Source organism: Streptomyces sp. P3, assembly GCF_003032475.1.
Taxonomy (GTDB): Bacteria; Actinomycetota; Actinomycetes; order Streptomycetales; family Streptomycetaceae; genus Streptomyces.
Genome location: NZ_CP028369.1, coordinates 7846903 through 7867561 on the forward strand (window position 1 = coordinate 7846903; position 20659 = coordinate 7867561).

Annotated in this window: 21 protein-coding genes and 1 pseudogene; 13 read left to right on the plus strand and 9 right to left on the minus strand. The window is 73.2% G+C overall.

Annotated features, from left to right (window positions below; translation table 11 throughout):
- Positions 1-118: 118 nt before the first annotated feature.
- Positions 119-1165: a LacI family DNA-binding transcriptional regulator gene (locus C6376_RS34630; protein WP_107447018.1), complete on the plus strand. Its 1047-nt coding sequence runs from the start codon at positions 119-121 to the stop codon at positions 1163-1165.
- 147 nt (positions 1166-1312) lie between these two features.
- Here C6376_RS34630 and C6376_RS34635 read toward each other — a convergent pair whose 3' ends face one another.
- Positions 1313-2104: a VOC family protein gene (locus C6376_RS34635; protein ID WP_107449360.1), complete on the minus strand. Its 792-nt coding sequence runs from the start codon at positions 2102-2104 to the stop codon at positions 1313-1315.
- Positions 2105-2541: 437 nt separating this feature from the next.
- Here C6376_RS34635 and C6376_RS34640 point away from each other — a divergent pair, with 437 nt between their 5' ends.
- Entirely contained in the window at positions 2542-2787 is a 246-nt protein-coding gene (locus tag C6376_RS34640) for a WhiB family transcriptional regulator (RefSeq protein ID WP_173985792.1), read from the plus strand.
- A 280-nt stretch (positions 2788-3067) separates the two neighbouring features.
- On the plus strand, positions 3068-4432 hold the full coding sequence (locus C6376_RS34645; protein ID WP_107447019.1) for an SDR family NAD(P)-dependent oxidoreductase: 1365 nt from the start codon (positions 3068-3070) through the stop codon (positions 4430-4432).
- Positions 4433-4500: 68 nt separating this feature from the next.
- On the opposite strand, the gene C6376_RS34650 is transcribed toward C6376_RS34645, so the two are convergent.
- The 4 genes from C6376_RS34650 to C6376_RS34665 all read right to left on the minus strand — a co-directional run bounded on the left by C6376_RS34650 (position 4501) and on the right by C6376_RS34665 (position 8944).
- Entirely contained in the window at positions 4501-5475 is a 975-nt protein-coding gene (locus tag C6376_RS34650; protein WP_107447020.1) for an acyl-ACP desaturase, read from the minus strand.
- Between the two features lie 214 nt (positions 5476-5689).
- A complete protein-coding gene (gene ddaH, locus C6376_RS34655; RefSeq protein ID WP_107447021.1) occupies positions 5690-6466 on the minus strand; it encodes a dimethylargininase in 777 nt (258 codons plus the stop codon).
- 157 nt (positions 6467-6623) lie between these two features.
- Positions 6624-8246, minus strand: a complete 1623-nt coding sequence (locus C6376_RS34660) for an ABC-F family ATP-binding cassette domain-containing protein (RefSeq protein WP_107447022.1) — start codon at positions 8244-8246, stop codon at positions 6624-6626.
- A 281-nt stretch (positions 8247-8527) separates the two neighbouring features.
- Complete coding sequence (locus tag C6376_RS34665; protein WP_107447023.1) at positions 8528-8944, minus strand: SsgA family sporulation/cell division regulator; 417 nt, start codon at positions 8942-8944, stop codon at positions 8528-8530.
- A gap of 262 nt (positions 8945-9206) precedes the next feature.
- Between C6376_RS34665 and C6376_RS34670 the strand changes: the two genes are divergently transcribed.
- The 3 genes from C6376_RS34670 to C6376_RS34680 all read left to right on the plus strand — a co-directional run bounded on the left by C6376_RS34670 (position 9207) and on the right by C6376_RS34680 (position 11433).
- Entirely contained in the window at positions 9207-10274 is a 1068-nt protein-coding gene (locus tag C6376_RS34670; protein ID WP_107447024.1) for an oxidoreductase, read from the plus strand.
- A gap of 71 nt (positions 10275-10345) precedes the next feature.
- Positions 10346-10669: a plasmid stabilization protein gene (locus C6376_RS34675; protein ID WP_107447025.1), complete on the plus strand. Its 324-nt coding sequence runs from the start codon at positions 10346-10348 to the stop codon at positions 10667-10669.
- A gap of 71 nt (positions 10670-10740) precedes the next feature.
- Positions 10741-11433, plus strand: a complete 693-nt coding sequence (locus C6376_RS34680; RefSeq protein WP_107447026.1) for an endonuclease V — start codon at positions 10741-10743, stop codon at positions 11431-11433.
- Here C6376_RS34680 and C6376_RS34685 read toward each other — a convergent pair.
- Complete coding sequence (locus C6376_RS34685; protein ID WP_107447027.1) at positions 11409-11597, minus strand: hypothetical protein; 189 nt, start codon at positions 11595-11597, stop codon at positions 11409-11411. The genes C6376_RS34680 and C6376_RS34685 overlap by 25 nt on opposite strands.
- A 298-nt stretch (positions 11598-11895) precedes the next feature.
- On the opposite strand from C6376_RS34685, the gene mmpA reads away from it, so the two are divergent.
- Entirely contained in the window at positions 11896-12042 is a 147-nt protein-coding gene (gene mmpA / locus C6376_RS44575; protein WP_173985793.1) for a morphogenic membrane protein MmpA, read from the plus strand.
- A gap of 37 nt (positions 12043-12079) precedes the next feature.
- On the opposite strand, the gene C6376_RS34690 is transcribed toward mmpA, so the two are convergent.
- On the minus strand, positions 12080-13252 hold the full coding sequence (locus C6376_RS34690) for a trans-acting enoyl reductase family protein (RefSeq protein ID WP_107447028.1): 1173 nt from the start codon (positions 13250-13252) through the stop codon (positions 12080-12082).
- A gap of 92 nt (positions 13253-13344) precedes the next feature.
- Here C6376_RS34690 and C6376_RS34695 point away from each other — a divergent pair, with 92 nt between their 5' ends.
- The 4 genes from C6376_RS34695 to C6376_RS34710 all read left to right on the plus strand — a co-directional run bounded on the left by C6376_RS34695 (position 13345) and on the right by C6376_RS34710 (position 18479).
- Positions 13345-13725 (plus strand): MmcQ/YjbR family DNA-binding protein, encoded by a 381-nt coding sequence (locus C6376_RS34695; protein WP_107447029.1) that lies wholly within the window; start codon positions 13345-13347, stop codon positions 13723-13725.
- Positions 13726-13839: 114 nt separating this feature from the next.
- Positions 13840-15012, plus strand: coding sequence for a CaiB/BaiF CoA-transferase family protein (locus C6376_RS34700; RefSeq protein WP_107447030.1), 1173 nt, complete (start codon positions 13840-13842; stop codon positions 15010-15012).
- A gap of 34 nt (positions 15013-15046) precedes the next feature.
- On the plus strand, positions 15047-16261 hold the full coding sequence (locus C6376_RS34705) for an acetyl-CoA C-acetyltransferase (RefSeq protein WP_107447031.1): 1215 nt from the start codon (positions 15047-15049) through the stop codon (positions 16259-16261).
- Between the two features lie 40 nt (positions 16262-16301).
- Complete coding sequence (locus C6376_RS34710) at positions 16302-18479, plus strand: 3-hydroxyacyl-CoA dehydrogenase NAD-binding domain-containing protein (RefSeq protein WP_107447032.1); 2178 nt, start codon at positions 16302-16304, stop codon at positions 18477-18479.
- A gap of 12 nt (positions 18480-18491) precedes the next feature.
- On the opposite strand, the gene C6376_RS34715 is transcribed toward C6376_RS34710, so the two are convergent.
- Positions 18492-19205 carry a MerR family transcriptional regulator gene (locus C6376_RS34715; protein ID WP_107447033.1) on the minus strand — a complete coding sequence of 238 codons (714 nt, stop codon included), beginning with the start codon at positions 19203-19205 and terminating at the stop codon, positions 18492-18494.
- Positions 19206-19286: 81 nt separating this feature from the next.
- Here C6376_RS34715 and C6376_RS34720 point away from each other — a divergent pair.
- Both C6376_RS34720 and C6376_RS34725 read left to right on the plus strand, forming a co-directional pair.
- Positions 19287-19451: pseudogene (locus C6376_RS34720) on the plus strand (Appr-1-p processing protein); the annotation flags it as partial.
- 5 nt (positions 19452-19456) lie between these two features.
- Complete coding sequence (locus C6376_RS34725) at positions 19457-20422, plus strand: PfkB family carbohydrate kinase (RefSeq protein WP_107447034.1); 966 nt, start codon at positions 19457-19459, stop codon at positions 20420-20422.
- Between the two features lie 27 nt (positions 20423-20449).
- On the opposite strand, the gene C6376_RS34730 is transcribed toward C6376_RS34725, so the two are convergent.
- Positions 20450-20629, minus strand: a complete 180-nt coding sequence (locus tag C6376_RS34730) for a hypothetical protein (RefSeq protein WP_107447035.1) — start codon at positions 20627-20629, stop codon at positions 20450-20452.
- Between the last annotated feature and the right edge of the window lie 30 nt (positions 20630-20659).

Below are 20659 nucleotides of genomic sequence, written 5' to 3' on the forward strand. Positions count from 1 at the left end.
GGGTGCGGTCGGGCGGGGGTTGCGATACCGCGGGTGCGGCGAGAGCGCTCTCATCCGGCCCGTCCGGCGCATGGTCCGGGGCTATCCTGATCCGCAGCCGGCCAGGAGGAGCCCCGAAGTGACCGAGACAGCGTCGCGTCCCACGCTGGAGGCCGTGGCCGAACTGGCCGGGGTCTCCCGGGCGACCGTGTCACGAGTCGTCAACGGCGGCGACGGCGTCCGGGAACCGCTCGTCGAACGGGTGCGGCAGGCCGTGGAGGAACTCGGCTACGTGCCCAACCAGGCCGCGCGCAGCCTGGTGACGAAGCGACACGACGCCGTGGCCGTCGTCATCGCCGAGCCGGAGACCAGGGTCTTCGCCGACCCCTTCTTCGCGCTCCAGCTCCGCGGCATCAGCAAGGAGCTGACCGCCCACGACAACCAGCTGGTGCTGTTGCTCACCGAGGGCCGGGACGACCACGCCCGCGTCGCCCGCTATCTCGCCGGCGGCCATGTCGACGGGGCTCTGGTCTTCTCCCTGCACCTCGACGACCCGCTGCCGGGCCTGATCCAGGGCGCGGGGGTTCCGACCGTGTTCGGCGGCCGGCCCGGCTGGAGCGACGGCACGCGCGACGTGGTCTACGTGGACAGCGACAACCGCGGCGGCGCCCGCGACGCCGTACGCCTGCTGGCCGGTCTCGGCCGCACCCGCATCGCGCACATCACCGGCCCGCTGGACCAGACCTCCGCGGCGGACCGGCTCGACGGGTACCGGGAGGTCATGGGCGACGCCGATCCGGGTCTGGTCGTCGAGAGCGACTTCACCCCCGGCGGCGGCGAACGCGCCATGCGCACACTCCTCGAGCGGCGCCCCGACGTCGACGCCGTGTTCGCCGCCAACGACCTCACCGCCGCGGGCGCCGTGCGCGTGCTGCGGGAACGGGGCAGGCGCGTGCCCGAGGACGTGGCCGTGGTCGGCTTCGACGACATGCTGCCCGTCGCCGAACAGACCGACCCGCCGCTGACGACGGTCCGCCAGGACATCGAGGAGATGGGCCGGATCATGGCCCGCCTCCTGCTGCGCCGACTGGAGAGGCGCACCGCCGACGGGGTCACGGGCGGTGCGGCCGGCATCGATGCGCCGGTGGTGCTGCCGACCACGCTGGTGCGCCGCGCCTCGGCCTAGAGCGCCACGCGGCGGCGACGGCCCGGCACCCGCGCGCCGGGTACGGCTGGGCAGGGCCCGGGCGCCGAACCGGCGCGCCGCGCTCCCGCCCTGATCCTGATGCCGCGCTCGCCGTCGCGGCCTTCACGGTGAGGCCGGGCCGCCCGGTCACGTCTCCTGCGGGAGGCTTCTGATCACCGCGAAGCGTGCCCCGTAGGGGTCGGCGAGCTTGGCGATGCGGCCGACGCCCTCCATGTCCGTGGCGGGCATCCGCAGTCTGCCGCCCCGGCCGGTGGCCTCGGCGACGACCGCGTCCACGTCGGTGACCTCGAAGTACGGCAGCCAGTACGGATCCGACCCGGCCTCCGCCATATCGTCGGCCAGCGGGACGATCCCGCCGAACATCGCCTCCTCCCCGCCGTCGGCCGGGTTGACGCAGGTGTACGTGCCGCCGGGGAAGGGGGCGGCGGAGGTCTCCAGGCCCAGCGCGGTGTTGTAGAAGGCTGCCGCCGCGGCGATGTCGGGCGTGTACAGCTCGACCCAGCACAGCGAGCCGGGTCGGTCCGCCACGTCCACGCCCCTGGTCAGGGCCGGCTCCCAGAGGCCGAAGGTGACGCCCGCCTGGTCCGCGAGGACCGCCATCGTGCCCTGGCCCATCACGTCCGTCGGAGGGAGCAGCACTCTGCCGTGCGCCTGCTCGGCGGTCTTGGCGGTGGCCTGCGCGTCCGTCGTCCGGAAGTAGACGGTCCAGGACGGCGGCCCCTGCTCGGGGGTGGTCTGCATGCCGCCCGCCACGGTCCTGCCGTCCAGCTGGAAGAAGCCGTAGCCGCCGGCGTCGGGTCCCGCCGACCGGAACCGCCAGCCGAAGAGCGCCTCGTAGAAGGAGGTGGCGCCGTCGATGTCGGGCGTGCCGACGTCGACCCAGTTCGGAGCGCCGTCGACGAAACGGGTGGTGAGCATCATCGCCCTCCTCGAAAGGGGTCCCGTTCTCTGCACTGCCGAGTCTGGCACCGCCCACTGGCAATCGCTGCCCGAGCGCACCCGCCGTCACCGGCCCCGGGAGGGTGCCCGCGCCGACCCTGAGGGCAGCCGCCGGTGAGGCGCGCGAGCGCGACCGCGATGCCGTCGCGCTCGCCGGGTGCGTGCCCGGATGCCGCGGGGTCCCCAAAATCCGGTGGCTCCGCGCGCCGCCGTGCGGCCGGCCGCACGGCCACGCCATCATCGGGGGGCGTCGCGAGGCCGAGGTCAGGGCGACCTCCGGGCGACGCCGGGACGACGCCGGGACGACTTCGGCGCACCGGCCGCGCACCGGCACCGGGCCGGGCGCGGAGCCCGTCGCGCCGCGCGTATACCCGGCGTTGATCGAATGTTTTGCGCCGCCGGGCACTGTTCTGGCCATGTACACCGACACGATTCCTACGCCCGACCTCTCCTGGCAGCGGGAGGCGCTGTGCGCGCAGACCGGGGCGGACTTCTTCTTCCCCGAACCCGGCAGTTCGGTGCGTGAGGCCAAGCGCATCTGCGGCATGTGCGAGATGCGTCCCGCCTGCCTGGACTACGCCCTGGCCCACGACGAGCGCTTCGGCGTCTGGGGCGGTCTGTCCGAGAAGGAGCGCCTGCAGATCAGGCGCACGGCCGACTGACGCGTGCCGCGGTGACGCAACGACCCGTCGCCGTCCCGGAATTCGAACGACCGCGTCGCGGGGGTGCGGTTAGGATCCGGGGGCGTGTCCGGACGTGGTGCGCAGGCAGTCGTACCGCCCTGCACAGGCGGTCACGCCGGCTTCCGGCCGGCCGCACCGAACGCGTGCGCGGTCCCGTGGAGCCAGGGCCGAGTGGCCACCTCGTCAGGGGGGAAACGCCGGTCCGCGTCCGGGCGGGACCACGGTACGGAGCACAGGCGCGGGTCGGGGGCAGGGGCGGATGGGCGAGGAGAACACGAGGGCGGCGCAGACCTCACAGGTCACCGAGACGGAGCTGGCCGCCTTCCACCGGGTCGTGGGCAAGCTGCGGGCGCTGCCGGTCGACGATCCCGTACGGCTGCACGCCGAGCGGGTGGCCACGTCCTTCGCGCGCGACGGATGGCGGCGCAGGCGCCGTGTCCGCAGCGCCGAGGCGACGACAGCCGACGCGGCGACGATGGCCGCCACCGCCACCGGTGCGCTGGACCGGCGCGAGGACGCGCCCCTCGTGAACGGCGGCGTGGGCGGCGTCTTCCACCGGTCGCGGCCCTGCTACGTCTGCAAGTCGTCCTATCGGGAGGCCGACGCGTTCTACCACCGCCTCTGCCCCGTCTGCGCCGCCGACAACGCCGCCCGCCGCGCTCTGAGCACCGACCTGCGGGGGCGCCGGGTACTGCTGACCGGCGGCAGGGTCAAGATCGGCTTCCAGTTGGCGCTGATGATGCTGCGGGACGGCGCGGAGATCGTCGTCACCTCCCGGTTCCCGCACGACGCCGTCCGCCGTTTCCGGGCCGAGCCGGGCAGCGAGCGGTGGCTGCACCGGCTCACGGTCCTCGCCGTCGACCTGCGCGACCCCCGTCAGGTGCTGGGTCTGTGCGACGAACTGCGCCGCGAGGGCGAGCCGTTCGACATCCTCGTCAACAACGCCGCCCAGACGGTGCGGCGCCCGCCCGAGTCGTACGCCCTGCTGGCCGCCGGGGAGCGGGACGCCCTGCCCGAGGGCGCCCGACGCGCGCCGGGCTTCACGCCGATGCGGATGCTGGAGGGGCTCGGCGGCACGGTGTCGGCGCTCCCGGCCGCACTGCGCGAGGCCGACGAGGCCGGACTGCTGCCCGACCCCTCCCCGGAGAACTCCTGGTCGGCCCGGCTGGGCGCGCTCGACCCGGCCGAGGTCCTGGAGACCCAGCTGGTCAACGCGCTCGCCCCCGCCCTGCTGTGCGACCGGCTGCTGCCGTTGCTGCTGGCGTCCCCGCGTCCGCGCCGGTACGTGATCAACGTGACCGCGGTCGAGGGCCGGTTCGCGGTACGCAACAAGATGCCCGGGCATCCGCACACCAACATGGCCAAGGCCGCCCTGAACATGCTCACCCGCACCAGCGCCGCCGCGCTCGCCGAACAGGGCGTGCACATGTGCGCTGTCGACACCGGATGGATCACGGACGAGAACCCGGCGCCGAAGAAGGCCCGGATGGCGGACGCGGGATTCCGTACGCCACTGGACGTCGTGGACGGCGCCGCGCGCGTGTACGACCCGATCGTGCGCGGCGAGGCGGGCGACCCGGTTTCGGGGGTGTTCCTCAAGGACTACCGGGAGGCGGACTGGTGAGCGCGCGAACGGCCCGCGCCCGGCAGACGTCGCCTCCGGGTGCGGGCCGTTCGTTGCGAGTGGCGCCGTCAGCCCGCGGCGCGGACCGCCATCCGGGCCTTGCGCGCGGCCAGTTTCTCGTCGAACTTCAGGGCCTCGGCGTCCAGGCCGCCCATGAACAGGCCGAGCTCCTCCTGCGCCTGCCGCCCCTCGGGGCCGAGGCCGTCGATCTCCATGACCTTCAGGAAGCGCAGCACGGGCTGGATGACGTCGTCGTGGTGGATGCGCAGGTTGTAGATCTCGCCGATCGCCATCTGCGCGGCGGCCCGCTCGAAGCCGGGCATGCCGTGGCCGGGCATCCGGAAGTTCACGATGACGTCGCGCACGGCCTGCATGGTGAGGTCGGGGGCGAGCTCGAAGGCGGCCTTCAGCAGGTTGCGGTAGAAGACCATGTGCAGGTTCTCGTCGGTCGCGATACGGGCCAGCATGCGGTCGCAGACCGGGTCGCCGGACTGGTGGCCGGTGTTGCGGTGCGAGACACGGGTCGCGAGCTCCTGGAAGGACACGTATGCGACCGAGTGCAGCATCGAGTGCCGGTTGTCCGACTCGAAGCCCTCGCCCATGTGGGCCATCCGGAACTGCTCCAGCTTGTCCGGGTCCACCGCACGCGAGGCGAGCAGGTAGTCGCGCATCACGATGCCGTGCCTGCCCTCCTCGGCCGTCCAGCGGTGCACCCAGGTGCCCCAGGCGCCGTCCCGGCCGAAGAGCGAGGCGATCTCGTGGTGGTAGCTGGGCAGGTTGTCCTCGGTGAGGAGGTTCACGACCAGCGCGATCCGGCCGATCTCGGTGACCTTGGACTGCTCCTTGCCCCAGGCCTCGCCGTCCTCGAAGAAGCCGGGGAAGTTGCGGGCGTCGCTCCACGGCACGTACTCGTGGGGCATCCAGTCCTTGGTGACCTTCAGGTGCCGGTTGAGTTCCGTCTCGACCACTTCCTCCAACGCGAACAGCAGCTTGGCGTCGGTCCAGACGGCCGGATTGCCGAGGTGAGGGGAGGTGATCGACACGAGGAACTCCAGGGGACGTGAAGCGGAGTGGAACCGTCCGGCGAGCGGACCGGAACTTACGGGATCGTAGGCTACGAACCCGTAGGTTATGAAGCCGTGGACTAAACAGGGCGTAAAGATCGCTGATCAGGCGGGTTCCCCGGGCCGTTCGGGGCATGCCGAACAGCCCCGGACCCGCAGGTCCCAGGGCTGAAAAGGTGAGTGGGTCACCCGGTCAGGCGTACAGCTCCCGCAGCCGCACCGAGAGACATGTCACACATCCCTCGAGCTTCTCGAACTCGCCGATGTCGACGAGGACGGGCTCGTGCCCGAGGTCGGCGAGCAGATCCGCCGTCTTCGGCGCGCTCGCCGCCATGAGCAGGTGCGGGCCGCCGAGGAGCACCACGTGCGCGCCGGCCTCCTCGGGCACCGACAGGAAGCGCGGAAACAGCGAGGGCCGGTCCACCTGGGGGATGTGACCGATCACCGTGCCGTCGGGCAGCGCCGTGACCGCCGACTTCAGGTGCAGCACCTTGCTCACCGGCACCGCCACCACCGTCGCGCCGAGCGGTTCGAAGGCGGCCCGCAGCTGCTGCACGCCGGCCGCGTTGGTCCGCCCGCCCCGGCCGACGTAGATGGTGTCCCCGACCTTGAGCACGTCGCCGCCGTCCAGCGTGCCGGGCTCCCAGATCCAGTTCACCGAACAGCCGAGGCGCGCCACGGCCTCCTCGACGCCGACCGTCTCGTCGCGCCGGGACTCGGCGCCCGAGCGAGCGATCAGTGCGACGTTGCGGTACATCACCACCGTGTCCTCGACGAACACGGAGTCCGGGCAGTCGTCGGCCGGATCGACCTCGACGGTCTCCCAGCCGTGCGTCCGCAGCGCGTCGGCGTAGGCCTCCCACTGCTCCAGGGCGAGCTCCACGTCGACCTTCTCCCGCTCGACGTGCGTCACCAGGCCTTCGGCGAGGCGCGGGCTGGGGCGGCGGATGAGGGCCTTCTTGCTGGGCACGTCCAGGTCTCCGAATCGGGTGGGATACCGGCGCCTCGGGCACGGCGCCGGTCAGCCATCATGCAGCGCGGGACCACCACGACAAAACCCCTCGGTAACAATGTGGCCCTCCCGAGACCCGCGCGGGTCACCCGGTCCCCGCGGGCGACGCAGGACCCTACGCCGGGTCCGCCACCTCCTCCGCCGTCGTCTCCCTCAGCGTGCCGTCCATCAGCAGCCAGCGCGTGATGCCGATCGACTCCAGGAACGGCAGGTCGTGGCCGGCCACGACCAGTGCCCCCTCGTACGACTCCAGCGCCGTCGTCAGCTGGCGCACGCTCGCCATGTCGAGGTTGTTGGTCGGCTCGTCGAGCAGCAGCAGCTGCGGCGCCGGCTCGGCGAGCATCAGGGCCGCCAGGGCCGCCCGGAAGCGCTCCCCGCCCGAGAGGGTCGCCGCCTTCTGGTCGGCGCGGGCGCCCCGGAACAGGAAGCGGGCGAGCCGGGCCCGGATCCGGTTGTTGGTCGCTCCGGGCGCGAAACGGGCCACGTTCTCGGCGACCGTGAGGTCGCCGTCGAGGACGTCGAGCCGCTGCGGCAGGAATCGCAGCGGCACGTGCGCGTGCACCTCGCCCGCCTCGGGCGCCAGCTCCCCGGCGATCGTGCGCAGCAGCGTCGTCTTCCCGGCCCCGTTGCGCCCCACCAGTGCCACCCGCTCGGGACCGCGCAGGTCGAAACCGCCCTCCACGCGCGCGCCGTGGGCGAGCCGCAGGTCCATGAGGGTGAGGACCTCGCGCCCCGGCGGTACGGCCGTGTACGGCAGGTCGACGCGGATCTCGTCGTCGTCGCGTACGGCCTCCACGGCGTCGTCGAGCCGGTCCCTGGCCTCGGCGAGCTTCTCCTCGTGCATGATCCGGTGCTTGCCCGCCGACTCCTGCGCGGCGCGTTTGCGCGCGCCCATGACGATCTTGGGCTCACGCTTGCTGTCCCACATCTTCTGCCCGTACCGCTTCCGGCGGGCGAGCTTGACCTGGGCGTCCGCCAGTTCGCGCTTCTGTTTGCGCAGGTCGGCCTCGGCGACGCGCACCATGCGCTCGGCGGCCTCCTGCTCGGTGGCCAGGGCCTCCTCGTAGGCGGTGAAGTTGCCGCCGTACCAGGTGATCTCCCCGGCGCGCAGGTCGGCGATCTGGCCGACGAGGTCCAGCAGCTCCCGGTCGTGGCTGACCACGACCAGCACGCCCGGCCAGGACGCGACGGCCGTGTACAGCCGCCGCCGGGCGTACAGGTCGAGGTTGTTGGTCGGCTCGTCCAGCAGCAGGACGTCCGGCCGGCGCAGCAGCAGAGCGGCCAGCCGCAGCAGGACCGACTCGCCGCCGGAGACCTCGCCGGTCGTGCGGTCGAGGTCGACGTGGCCGAGCCCGAGCTCACCGAGGGTGGCCAGGGCGCGCTCCTCGACGTCCCAGTCGTCGCCGACGGTCTCGAAGTGCTCCTCGGCCGCGTCGCCGGCCTCGATGGCGTGCAGGGCGGCCCGCCGGTCGGCGATGCCGAGCACCTGGTCGATCCGCAGGTCCGTGTCCAGGGTGACGTTCTGCGGCAGGTAGCCGACCTCGCCCGTGACGCGCACGGCGCCGTCGGCGGGTTCGAGTTCTCCGGCGATCAGCTTCAGCAGGGTCGACTTGCCGGAGCCGTTGACGCCGACGAGTCCGGTGCGGCCGCTGCCGAAGGCGACGTCGAGGTCGTCGAAGACGGGGGTGCCGTCGGGCCAGGAGAAGGCGAGGGAGGTACAGGTGATGGACTGATGCAAAGCGGGCCTCGTGGGTGCGTGTGCGGTCAGGGGCGACACGTGTCGAGACACCGGAGGAGGCGACCACCGCGGCGGGCGGGGACTGCGGAGACAGCACGAAAAGCCCTGCTCCGCCGGGACGGCTCGAGGCCGAGGTCGCACGCTGCGCACACACCTGTGAGGGATGTGGCGCGGGTGTCTCGGGACCTCAGACGAGCAACGTCCTACTCCGATCGGCGGCAACAGAAGCGCTTCACACCGTAGGAGGGCCGGAAAGGGCCGTCAAAGGATTTACCGAAGGGTCAGCAGGCGTCCCGCATCAGCTCCGCCAGGTCGTGGTCCAGGTCGAGCTGGCGGTGCTCGGTCCCGGTCGGCACCAGGTCGCTCGCCGCCCGCAGGAAGCGGCGGATGTCGGCCGAGTGGACATGCACGACGGCGGTTCCCTCGGGCGCGTGGAACTCCAGGACGGTGCGGTCGTACCCGTAGGGGCGCACCCGGACGTCGCCATGGCCCTCGGCGTCGTGCAGGCCCGCGGCGAGCAGTTCGCGGGAGAACGTCCAGCAGACCTCGACGCCCTCCAGGGTGGCCGGAGCCGGGAAGGTCATCCGCACGGCGAACGGGTCCAGACGGTCGTAGTGCAAGGTGGCGGGGATGTTGGGCATGCGAGGCGCGGCCGCGACCAGGCGGGCCTCTACGAGCTGTTCGATGACGGTGGACAACGCCTTGCTCCCTCGGGACGGCGGGACGGAACTCCGGGCGGTGGGACCGGACACTGGAAGAGACGCCGGAACCGGCCGATCCGTGCACACCACTTTCGAGTGACCTCGGTCACCGCGTTTCATGCACGGAAGTGACTCGGCTCTCCCGCCGTGCCCCGTAAGGCGGTTGGGGCGGACGACGGCCTCTGGACGCCGGCGGGAGCCTGGACTAGCTTCGCCCCGCATGAGGCGCTTGGGGAAGACGCGACGCACGTCACGGACGATGCGCACCGGCGGCCGGGTGACGGCGGCGGCCTGCGGGGCGGCGCTCGCCGTGCTCACCGCACTGCCCGCGCACGCACATCCGGAACGTCCGGCGGCGCCCCGCTGGGAGCTCAGGGACACCGGCGTCACCGCGCGCCTGCGCGGTCTCGCGGCGGTCGACCGCGACACCGCGTGGGCCGCCGGCACCGGGGGCGTCGTCCTGCGCACCGCCGACGGCGGCGCGACCTGGCGGGACGTCTCCCCGCCTGGCGCGGCCGACCTGCAGTTCCGCGACGTCGAGGCGTTCGACGCGCGCCGCGCCGTGGTCCTCGCCATCGGTGAGGGCGAGACCTCACGCGTGTACCGCACCGAGGACGGCGGGACGACCTGGACGGAGTCCTTCCGCAACACCGACCCCCGCGCGTTCTACGACTGCATGACCTTCTTCGACCGCCGCCACGGACTCGCCGTGAGCGATCCCGTCGACGGGAGGTTCCGCGTCCTGTCGACCGGCGACGGCGGCCGCACCTGGAACGTGCTGCCCGACGCGGGGATGCCTCCCGCCCTGGAAGGCGAGGCGGGGTTCGCCGCGAGCGGCCAGTGCCTGGTGGCCGCCGGGGCCCGGGACGTCTGGCTGGCCACCGGCGGGGGCGCACGCGCGCGGGTGCTGCACTCCTCCGACCGCGGGATGACCTGGAAGGCCGCCGACGTTCCCGTCCCCGCCGCGGACCCCGCGCGCGGCGTCTTCGCCCTCGCCTTCCGCGACCGCACGCACGGCCTCGCCGTGGGCGGCGACTACCGCCCCGACCAGCCCTCACCGCAGGCCGCCGCCACGACCACGGACGGCGGTCGCACCTGGCGGCCCGCGGCGGGCCCGCCGCCCGCCTACCGCTCCGGCGTCGCCTGGCTGCCCCACAGCCGCACCGCGGCCCTCGCGGTCGGCCCCGCCGGCACCGACCTGACCACCGACGCCGGACGTACCTGGCGCACCCTCGACACCGGCTCGTACGACACCGTGGACTGCACGCCCGACCTCGGCTGCTGGGCCGCGGGCGAACAGGGACGCGTGGCACGCCTGGAGAGCTGAGGCCCGTCGCGGGTACCCGGAAGCCCCTTCCGGGTACCCGGTGGGGACGAACACGGAAGGAGTGAGCGTCCATGCCACGCGGTTCCAGCCCCAAGCGGGAGCGCCAGTACGAGCACATCAAGGAGAGCGCGCAGGACCGGGGAGAGAGCCCCGGCCGCGCGAAGGAGATCGCCGCGCGGACGGTCAACAAGGAGCGCGCCCGGTCCGGCGAGTCGAGGACCGCGAGCCGCACCTCCACCGAGGACATGTCGTCCGGCAGGCGGGGCGGTCAGCGGTCCGGCAAGGGTTCTCAGGGGCCCACCTACGACCAGCTGTACGAGGAGGCCAGGCGGCGGGGCGTCAAGGGCCGCTCGGACATGAACAAGAGCCAGTTGCGGCGCGCGCTCGGCGACTGACGCCGACGCCGGCCGCGAACGGAAAACGTGATCGCGGGCCCGCCCGCCGGGGCCGTACGCTCGTCCTCACCATGACGACCGTCAGCATTCCCGCGGGCTGGCCCGCGACAGAGGAAGAGGCCCGCGCCGTCCAGGACGAGCTGCGGGCCCGTGTACTGCTCGAGCCGGGGCCGCCCGTGGGCGCCGGGCACGTGACGGGGGTCGACGTCGCCTACGACGACGAGCGCGACGTCGTCGCGGCGGCCGCCGTCGTGCTGGACGCGGCGAGCCTGGAGGTCGTCGCCGAGGCCACCGCCGTGGGGCGGATCTCCTTCCCCTACGTGCCCGGCCTGCTCGCGTTCCGGGAGATCCCCACCGTGCTCGCCGCCCTGGACGCCCTGCCGCACGAGCCGGGCCTGGTGGTGTGCGACGGCTACGGTCTGGCCCACCCCCGGCGCTTCGGCCTCGCCAGCCACCTCGGGGTGCTCACCGGCCTGCCGACGATCGGCGTCGCCAAGAACCCGTTCGTCTTCACCCACGCAGACCCGGACGCCCCGCGCGGATCGGCGTCCCCGCTGCTGGCGGGCGACGAGGAGGTGGGTCGCGCGCTGCGCACCCGGGCGGGCGTGAAGCCGGTGTTCGTCTCCGTCGGCCACCGCGTCACCCTGGACGACGCCTGCGCCCACACCCTGGCCCTCACCCCGCGCTTCCGGCTCCCGGAGACCACCCGCCGGGCCGACTCACTGTGCCGCCGGGCCCTTCAGGAAGCCACCATCCGCCACTGACCCACCTCCCGGTGGTCCGAGTCGAGGATCGCCGAGCCGTCCCCGTCCTCAAGGGCGTAGTGCTTGAGGTTGCCGCCCCAGTACCGCAGGATCCGCTGCAGTTCACCCACCGGGTCCTGAGCGGTCGCGCCCTCGTCGACGGTGACCTCAAGAACGAACTTCATGCTGCTCCCCTTTCGCCGTGACCTGACACGTTCAATCGTTTCACTGAAGTGCCCAGTGAGACTTCGGCGCCGAGGCGGCGGTGATCCCCTGGGAGTCTTCGGGGAACCGCGGGGGAAAGTCTCAATCCAGGGGGGAGGCCCCGTGGGGGCACGCCGTGCGGCACGGCGTGCCCCCACGGGGCCTCCGCACGCGGTGCGGGCCGCCGCCCGGTCGTCCGTCCGGGTGGGCCGCACGAGTACGTCGTCTGAGTACCCGTACGGATGTACCCCCGGCGCCCGCGTCGGCAGGCTGGGCGGCATGACCACGCATCGTGCTCCCAAGCCCCTCGCCGCCCCGGAACGTCCGGTCGAGCGTGCCGTGAACGCCGCACTGATCCTCGCCGTCCTGGCCGGCCTCGGCTGGATCGTCGGGATGATCTACACGCTCGTGCAGTGGCCGCTCTGAGGGCGCTGCCGGGCCGCCCACGGCTCCGGGGCCGCGGTCAGCGGCGCGCCGCGACGCGGAAACGGAGGCCCGCGCGGGTCAGCCGCCCGGTCAGCGCGTCGCCCATCGCCACGGCCGTGGTGACCTGCCCGGCCGTCGGTGGGAGGTCGTCGCAGGCCAGCGCCATCGCCGCCTCGGCGAACATCTTCGCCGTCTCGTCGTAGCCGGGGTCGCCGCCCGCGACCTCGGTGTACACCCGCCGGCCGCCGCCCTCGCCGACGAACCGGACGGAGAACCAGCTCCGCGCCCGCTTCTGCGCGCTCGGCCCGTCACCCGGCTTGAGACGGTCCGACAGCCAGCGCCGGGCGGGCGGCACCTGGGCCGCCGCGGCGAGCGCCCCGACCGCGGCGACGCCGCCCACGGCGACGGGCAGCCGCGGGACGGCCGCGTAGTGCCGGTAGCGGAAGTCGGGGCCGTAGCGCTGCAGCGCCCGGGCCGACCGGAGCACGATCTGCGGGTCGATGGTCGGCAGCGGCAGCGCCCAGGCGCCGACCTCCCCGGCGAACCGTGGCGCGCCCACCGGGGCGACGGCCCGGCGGCCCATGAGCCGCGGCTCGTGCCGTCCCCGTTCCCGTGCCGCGGCCAGCATCTGCCGGCCGCGTGCGAACTGGTCGAGCGCCGAGGCGAAGGTGCCGCCCGAGAAGGAGGCGTCGGCCGTCACGAAGCCGTCCACGGTCAGCGGCACGCCTTCGGGGAGCCGGCGGACGGTGAAGTACACGCCGAGGTCGTGCGGTACGGAGTCGAAGCCGCACGCGTGGATCAGCCGTGCCCCCGTCTCCCGCGCGCGTGTGTCGTGCCGGACGTACGTCAGGTCGACGAATTCCGGCTCGCCGGTGAGGTCGAGGTAGTCCGCGCCGGTGTCCGCGCAGGCGGCCACCAGTTCCTCGCCGTAGCGCACGTAGGGGCCCACCGTCGTGGCCACCACGCGGGCGTCCTTGGCGAGCGCGCGCAGGGACGCCGGGTCGGCGACGTCGGCGCGCAGCACCCCGACGTCCACGCCGAGCCGTTCGCGCAGCAGTTCCAGCTTGCGCTCGTCGCGCCCGGCGATGGCCCAGCGCAGCCCGGCGGGAGCATGGACGGCGAGGTACTCCGCGGTGAGCGTTCCCACGAAGCCCGTCGCCCCGAAGAGCACGATGTCGTACGGACGGTCGCTCGTTTTCAGCCTGCTCATGACATCCCTTCGCGGTGGCAGCCCGTGCCGCTGTCGGTGGCTGAGGCTAGCGTGAGGAGTGCGGAGGTCGACGACGAACCCGGAGGCGGCAGGTGAGCGTGGACCGCAATGCCCGCAGGAAGTGGGAGAAAGCGCGCGAGTTCGCACTCGGACTGCCGGGTGCGGCGGAGGAGTTCCCCCGGGGCGAGAGTGCGGGCAAGGTGAACGGGAAGGTGCTCGTCCTCCTCGGTGTCGACGACGGCAGTCACCCAAGGGGTGTCACCGTCGGACTCGTGGAGGAGACCGTGCACGCCCCTGCGCTCGCCGCCCCCGGCACCGGACCCGCCGGACACGGCCTCCGCAGGTCGGGCCGGGTGCGCCTCCCGCTGGGAGGCAAGGGCGCGCCCGAGGCCGGGCTGCTCTGCGACCGGGTGGAGGAGAGCCGCCGCACGATCGCTCCCCGACGGCTCGTCACGGAGCTGGAGACACGCTGACCTCCGGGCGGCGCGCCGTGAACCGACCAAGCGCTTGCTGGGCACTTGTGTCCGCGGGGACACGTTCCTAGCATCACTGGTGTTACATCAGTTGTGTCACAGCGAGGGGGCCGGATGACGACGGGACGGACGACCGGGCACGGCCCGCTGGACGGCGTGCGCGTGCTGGAGCTCGCCGGGATCGGCCCGGGCCCCTTCGCGGGCATGCTGCTGGCCGATCTCGGCGCCGACGTGGTCCGGGTGGACCGTCCCGGCGGGCCCGCCCTCGGCATCGACCCCGCCCACGACGTGACCAACCGCAACAAGCGCTCGGTGGTCGTGGACCTCAAGGCGCCGGACGGCCCCGCGCGCGTGCTCGACCTCGCAGCCCGCGCCGACGTGCTGATCGAGGGCAACCGGCCGGGCGTCGCCGAGCGGCTCGGCGTCGGCCCCGCGGACTGCCACGCCCGCAACCCCCGACTGGTCTACGGCCGGATGACCGGCTGGGGCCAGGAGGGTCCGCTCGCCCAGCGCGCCGGCCACGACATCGCCTACATCGCCCTCACCGGCGCCCTGGGCCTGATCGGCTCCCCGGACACACCCCCGCCGGCCCCGGCCAACCTGCTCGGCGACTACGCGGGCGGTTCCCTCTACCTCGTCGTCGGCGTCCTCGCGGCGCTGCACCACGCGCGCGTGAGCGGCGTCGGCCAGGTCGTCGACGCGGCCATCGTGGACGGCGCCGCCCATCTCTCCGCGATGATCCACGGCATGCTCGCGGCCGGCGGCTGGCAGGACCGGCGCGGCGCCAACCTCCTCGACGGCGGCTGCCCGTACTACGGCGTCTACGAGACCGCCGACGGCGGATACATGGCCGTCGGCGCGCTGGAGCCGCAGTTCTACGACGCCTTCGTGGACCTCCTGGGCCTCGGCGGGGACCTCCGTGGCGCCCGCAGGGACTGGACGCGCTGGGGAGAGCTGCGGGAGGCCGTCGCCGCCCGCTTCCGCACCCGCACCCGCGACGCGTGGACGGCGGTCTTCGAGGGCTCCGACGCGTGCGTGGCGCCGGTGCTGTCGCTGCGCGAGGCCCCGCACCACCCGCACCTGGCGGCCCGCGGCACCTTCGTCCGCCACGACGGCATCACCCAGCCCGCCCCCGCGCCCCGGTTCTCCGGGACGCCCACGGCCGTCCGCACCGGCCCGGCACTGCCCGGCGCCGACACGCACCGGGTGGCCCGTGACTGGGACGTGCCGCGACTCGCGCCCGACCTCGAACAGCCCCTGCCGAACCCCCCGGCCCGGGGCGACTGACCCCGCCCGGCCCACCCTCCCGAAAGGCCCACCAGTGAGCACCGAAGCGTACGTGTACGACGCGATCCGCACCCCGCGCGGGCGCGGCAAGGCGAACGGCTCCCTGCACGGAACGAAGCCCATCGACCTCGTCGTCGGCCTCATCCACGAACTGCGCGACCGCTTCCCCGGCCTGGACCCGGCCGCGATCGACGACATCGTGCTCGGCGTGGTCAGCCCCGTCGGCGACCAGGGCTCCGACATCGCGCGCACCGCCGCGATCGCGGCCGGCCTGCCGGACACCGTGGCCGGCGTACAGGAGAACCGCTTCTGCGCCTCGGGCCTGGAAGCCGTCAACCTGGCCGCCATGAAGGTCCGCTCGGGCTGGGAGGACCTCGTCCTCGCGGGCGGCGTCGAGTCCATGTCCCGGGTGCCGATGGCCTCGGACGGCGGCGCCTGGTTCAACGACCCGATGACCAACCTGGACGTCAACTTCGTGCCGCAGGGCATCGGCGCCGACCTCATCGCCACCATCGAGGGCTTCTCCCGGCGCGACGTCGACGAGTACGCCGCCCTGTCGCAGGAGCGGGCGGCGACGGCCTGGAAGGAGGGCCGTTTCGACCGCTCGGTCGTCCCGGTGCGGGACCGCAGCGGACTGGTCGTCCTCGACCACGACGAGTACCCCCGCCCCGGCACCACCGCGGACTCCCTCGCCAGGCTGAAGCCGTCCTTCGCCGACATCGGCGAACTGGGCGGGTTCGACGCCGTGGCGCTGCAGAAGTACCACTGGGTCGAGAAGATCGACCACGTCCACCACGCGGGCAACTCCTCCGGCATCGTCGACGGCGCCTCCCTGGTCGCCATCGGCACCAGGGAGGTCGGCGAGCGTCACGGGCTCACCCCGCGCGCGCGGATCGTCTCCGCGGCCGTCTCCGGATCCGAGCCGACGATCATGCTCACCGGTCCCGCGCCCGCCACCCGCAAGGCCCTCGCCAAGGCCGGCCTGACCATCGACGACATCGACCTCGTCGAGATCAACGAGGCCTTCGCCGCGGTCGTCCTGCGCTTCGTCAAGGACATGGGCCTGTCCCTGGACAAGGTCAACGTCAACGGCGGCGCGATCGCGCTGGGCCACCCGCTCGGCGCCACCGGCGCGATGATCCTCGGCTCCCTCGTCGACGAACTGGAGCGCCAGGACAAGCGCTACGGCCTCGCCACCCTCTGCGTCGGCGGCGGCATGGGCATCGCCACCGTCGTCGAGCGCGTCTGACCACCCCAGCGGAACCCGAGACCTCTACGGAGAAACCGTCATGACACAGAGCACCACCATCCGCTGGGAACAGGACCGCACCGGCCTCGTCACCCTCGTCCTCGACGACCCCGACCAGTCCGCGAACACCATGAACGCGGCCTTCCGTGCCTCCCTGGCCGCGGTCGCCGACCGCCTGGAGGCCGAGAAGGACTCCGTCCGGGGCGTCATCCTCACCTCGGCCAAGAAGACCTTCTTCGCCGGCGGCGACCTGCGCGACCTCATCCGCGTCACCCCGGACACGGCCCAGGAACTGCTGGACGGCGGACTGGAGATCAAGCGCAACCTGCGCCGCATCGAGACCCTCGGCAAGCCCGTCGTCGCCGCCCTGAACGGCGCGGCCCTCGGCGGCGGCTACGAACTCGCCCTCGCCTGCCACCACCGCATCGCGCTCGACGCGCCCGGATCGAAGATCGGCTGCCCCGAGGTCACCCTCGGCCTGCTCCCCGGCGGCGGCGGCGTCGTGCGCACGGTCCGGCTGCTGGGCATCACCGACGCCCTCCTGAAGGTCCTCCTCAAGGGCACCCAGTACAGCCCGCGGCGGGCCCTGGAGAACGGTCTGGTCGACGACGTCGCCGGCACGCCCGAGGAACTGCTCGCCAAGGCCCGCGCCTTCGTCGACGCGAACCCCGAGTCGCAGCAGCCCTGGGACCGGCCGGGTTACCGCATCCCGGGCGGCACCCCGTCGAACCCCCGGTTCGCCGCCAACCTGCCCGCGTTCCCGGCGAGCCTGCGCAAGGAGACCAACGGCGCCCCCTACCCCGCGCCGCGCAACATCCTCGCCGCGGCCGTCGAGGGCGCCCAGGTCGACTTCGACACCGCACAGGTCATCGAGGCCCGCTACTTCGTCGAACTGGCCGCCGGGCAGACCTCGAAGAACATGATCCAGGCGTTCTTCTTCGACCTCCAGGCCGTCAACTCGGGCCTCAGCCGCCCCAAGGGCGTCGCACCCCGCCCGGTGCGCAGGGCGGCCGTCCTGGGCGCCGGGATGATGGGCGCCGGCATCGCCTACGCGTGCGCCCGCGCCGGCATCGACGTCGTCCTGAAGGACGTCTCCCTGGAGGCCGCCCTCAAGGGGAAGGCCTACTCCGAGAAGCTGTGCGCCAAGGCCGTCTCCCGCAGCCGCACGACCCAGGAGAAGGCGGACGCGCTCCTCGCCCGCATCACGCCCGCCGCGGACCCCGCCGACCTGGCCGGCTGCGACGCCGTCATCGAGGCCGTCTTCGAGGACACCGCCCTCAAGCACAAGGTCTTCCAGGAGATCGAGCAGGTCGTCGCCCCCGACGCCCTGCTGTGCTCCAACACCTCCACGCTGCCCATCACCGCCCTCGCCGAAGGAGTCCAGCGCCAGGCGGACTTCATCGGGCTGCACTTCTTCTCGCCCGTCGACAAGATGCCGCTGGTCGAGATCATCAAGGGCGAGCGCACCGGCGACGAGGCGCTCGCGCGCGCCTTCGACCTGGTGCGGCAGATCAGCAAGACGCCGATCGTCGTCAACGACTCGCGCGGCTTCTTCACCTCCCGGGTGATCGGCCACTTCATCAACGAGGGCGTCGCCATGGTCGGCGAGGGCATCGAGCCCGCCTCCGTGGAACAGGCTGCCGCGCAGGCCGGCTACCCCGCCAAGGTGCTATCCCTGATGGACGAGCTGACGCTGACCCTCCCGCGCAAGATCCGGCGCGAGTCCAGGCGGGCTGTCGAGGAGGCCGGCGGCACCTGGCCCGGACACCCCGCCGAGGCCGTCATCGACCGCATGGTCGACGAGTTCGGCCGCACGGGGCGCAGCGGCGGCGCCGGCTTCTACGAGTACGGGGAGGACGGCAGGCGGGCCGGTCTGTGGCCGGGGCTGCGCGAGCACTTCACCCGCGCGGGCGCCGAGATCCCCTTCGAGGACATGCAGGAGCGCATGCTCTTCTCCGAGGCCCTCGACACCGTCAGGCTCGTCGAGGAGGGCGTCCTGACCTCCGTGGCCGACGCCAACATCGGCTCCCTCTTCGGCATCGGCTTCCCCGGCTGGACCGGTGGCGTGCTCCAGTACATCAACGGCTACGACGGCGGGCTCCCGGGCTTCGTGGCCCGCGCGCGTGAGCTCGCCGCGCGCTACGGCGACCGCTTCACCCCGCCCGCGCTGCTGGTGGAGAAGGCGCAACGGGGGGAGACCTTCACGGACGCGCGCTGAGCGCCCGGACCGTCACGGGGAGCCGTCCGCCGACGGCTCCCCGAGCCACTCCCGCAGTTCCTCCGTGAGCGAGCGCTGAAAGGCCGTCAGCAGCGCCTGGACGACGAGCGGCTGCATGTGGGCCGACAGCGACCGCACGGCCCGCGCGTCGCGCTCCGGCACCTCCTCGCGCAGCAGCCGCGACAGCTCGTGGGCCGCCGCGCGCGCATGGTCGAGCAGGACGGTGCGCGCCGCGCGGATGGACTCCGGCGACAACGGCATGTCCAGCAGCCGGACCCCCAGCCGCAGCAGGCCGGGGTCGAGCCCGTACCCGTCGTCGTCGCGGCGTACGACGTTCATCGCGACGAGCCGGTCCAGATCCTCCTCGCCGAGCGTGCGCCCGGCCCGCCGCTGCAGTTCCTCCCGGGTCACCGTCTCCACCGCGTCCGGCGCCCAGGAAGCCACCACGGCCCGGTGCACGGCGAGGTCGTGGGCGTCGAGACCGGGCGGCAGTCGCTCCAGATAGCGCTCGATCGCCGCCAGCGTCAGCCCCTGTCCGCGCAGCTCCTCGATCAGGGCCAGGCGCGCGAGGTGCCCGGCGCCGTAACGCCCCACCCGGCGCGGTCCGATGACCGGCGGCGGCAGCAGCCCCTTCGTGCCGTAGAAGCGCACCGTGCGCACCGTGACCCCGGCGCGCGCGGCCAGCTCGTCGACCGTGAGGGCCGGATCCTCGGTCTCGCTCGTCATGTGCAGCAGTATCGCTGTCACACCGATGCTGTGAAACCCGTGACGGCGGAGCGACAGGCGGGCCTGCGGACAGGTGCGCCTGCGGACCGGCCTCGGACGGCACGGGAACTCCGCGCGTCCGTGCACATGCCACGGATAGGCTGCGGGCTGGCCGGGGGCAAGTGGTCCCGCGTCGAGCCGCTCGTGCGGGAGCGGCTCGTACGGCGGGGCGTCGCGGTGACGGTGTACGACCACGGGGAGGGGTAGCGCACATGCGCGCACAGACCGGGCACATCGACGGAACCGGCGATGTCGTCGACGTCCACGGCGTCGCGGACGTCCACGACATCGACGTACTGGTGCTCGGCGGGGCCGGCGTGGACACGATCGTGTACGTGCCGGAGCTGCCGCTCCCGTACGCCGACAGCTACATGATCGACAGCGGGATCCGCGCCCGCGCCGGCCAGACCGGCGACTTCGTCGCCCTGGGCCTCGCCGCTCTCGGCCTGCGCACCCATCATCTCGACTTCCTCGGTGACGATCCCGAGGGTGACCTGGTCCGCGCCCTGCACGAGGAGCACGGCATCGCCCTCACCGCGATCCCGCAGCCCGCCGGCACCAAGCGCGCGGTCAACCTGGTGAGCCCGGACGGCAGGCGGCTGTCGCTGTACGACACCAGCCGCGGGCGACCGGACGACCGTTTCCCCACGGGCACCCTGCGCGATCTCGCCGCGGCGAGCCGCCACGCGCACGTGTCCATCACGCAGCCCTGTGCCGAGGCGCTGCCCGTCCTGCGCGAGGCGGGCGTCGGCATCTCCACCGACCTGCACAACTGGGACGGCGAGAACCCCTACCAGGCGGCCTTCGCCCTGGCGGCGGACGTCGTGTTCGTCTCCGCGACCGCCCTGCCCGACCCGCGGGCGACCATGCGCCGCATCGCCGAGCACGGCCGCGCCGAAGCGGTCGTCGCCACCGCCGGGGCCGAGGGAGCGTATCTGCTGGCAGGAGGCGAGCTGACACACGTCCCCGCCGTCGTCCCGCCCGGGCCGGTGGTCGACTCCAACGGCGCGGGCGACGCCTTCGCCGCCGCCTTCCTGTTCGGCCGTCTCCACGGCGAACCGCCCCGCCGGTGCGCCGAGTTCGGGGCACTGGCGGGGGCGTACGCGTGCACGGTGCCGGCTGCCGAGAGCGCCGCCCTGCCCCGCGCCGAACTGCTGGCGCGGGCGAGCGCCCGCTGACCGGCGGCCCGGGGAGCCCGGGCGAGGTCAGTTCTGCTTACGTCTCGCAGCGGACAGGCCGATCACCCCGACGAGGGCGACGATCGCGCCCAGCAGGGTCAGCACCGGCACGCCGCCGATGAGCCCGACGGCCATGACCACCGCCCCGATCAGCGGCACCACTCTCCACACGCCCAGACCCTCGTTGCCGTTCCGTGCAGCCGCCATGGCCGTCCCCCCACTCTCTTCGCGGTTCCC

Excerpts from the sequence above, each read along its gene's own strand:
- C6376_RS34635 (WP_107449360.1), bottom strand. The coding sequence starts at position 2,104 with ATGCTCACCACCCGTTTCGTCGACGGCGCTCCGAACTGGGTCGACGTC.
- C6376_RS34640 (WP_173985792.1), top strand. The coding sequence starts at position 2,542 with ATGTACACCGACACGATTCCTACGCCCGACCTCTCCTGGCAGCGGGAG.
- C6376_RS34645 (WP_107447019.1), top strand. The coding sequence starts at position 3,068 with ATGGGCGAGGAGAACACGAGGGCGGCGCAGACCTCACAGGTCACCGAG.
- C6376_RS34670 (WP_107447024.1), top strand. The coding sequence starts at position 9,207 with ATGCGCACCGGCGGCCGGGTGACGGCGGCGGCCTGCGGGGCGGCGCTC.
- C6376_RS34675 (WP_107447025.1), top strand. The coding sequence starts at position 10,346 with ATGCCACGCGGTTCCAGCCCCAAGCGGGAGCGCCAGTACGAGCACATC.
- C6376_RS34680 (WP_107447026.1), top strand. The coding sequence starts at position 10,741 with ATGACGACCGTCAGCATTCCCGCGGGCTGGCCCGCGACAGAGGAAGAG.
- C6376_RS34685 (WP_107447027.1), bottom strand. The coding sequence starts at position 11,597 with ATGAAGTTCGTTCTTGAGGTCACCGTCGACGAGGGCGCGACCGCTCAG.
- mmpA (WP_173985793.1), top strand. The coding sequence starts at position 11,896 with ATGACCACGCATCGTGCTCCCAAGCCCCTCGCCGCCCCGGAACGTCCG.
- C6376_RS34690 (WP_107447028.1), bottom strand. The coding sequence starts at position 13,252 with ATGAGCAGGCTGAAAACGAGCGACCGTCCGTACGACATCGTGCTCTTC.
- C6376_RS34700 (WP_107447030.1), top strand. The coding sequence starts at position 13,840 with ATGACGACGGGACGGACGACCGGGCACGGCCCGCTGGACGGCGTGCGC.
- C6376_RS34710 (WP_107447032.1), top strand. The coding sequence starts at position 16,302 with ATGACACAGAGCACCACCATCCGCTGGGAACAGGACCGCACCGGCCTC.
- C6376_RS34715 (WP_107447033.1), bottom strand. The coding sequence starts at position 19,205 with ATGACGAGCGAGACCGAGGATCCGGCCCTCACGGTCGACGAGCTGGCC.
- C6376_RS34725 (WP_107447034.1), top strand. The coding sequence starts at position 19,457 with ATGCGCGCACAGACCGGGCACATCGACGGAACCGGCGATGTCGTCGAC.
- C6376_RS34730 (WP_107447035.1), bottom strand. The coding sequence starts at position 20,629 with ATGGCGGCTGCACGGAACGGCAACGAGGGTCTGGGCGTGTGGAGAGTG.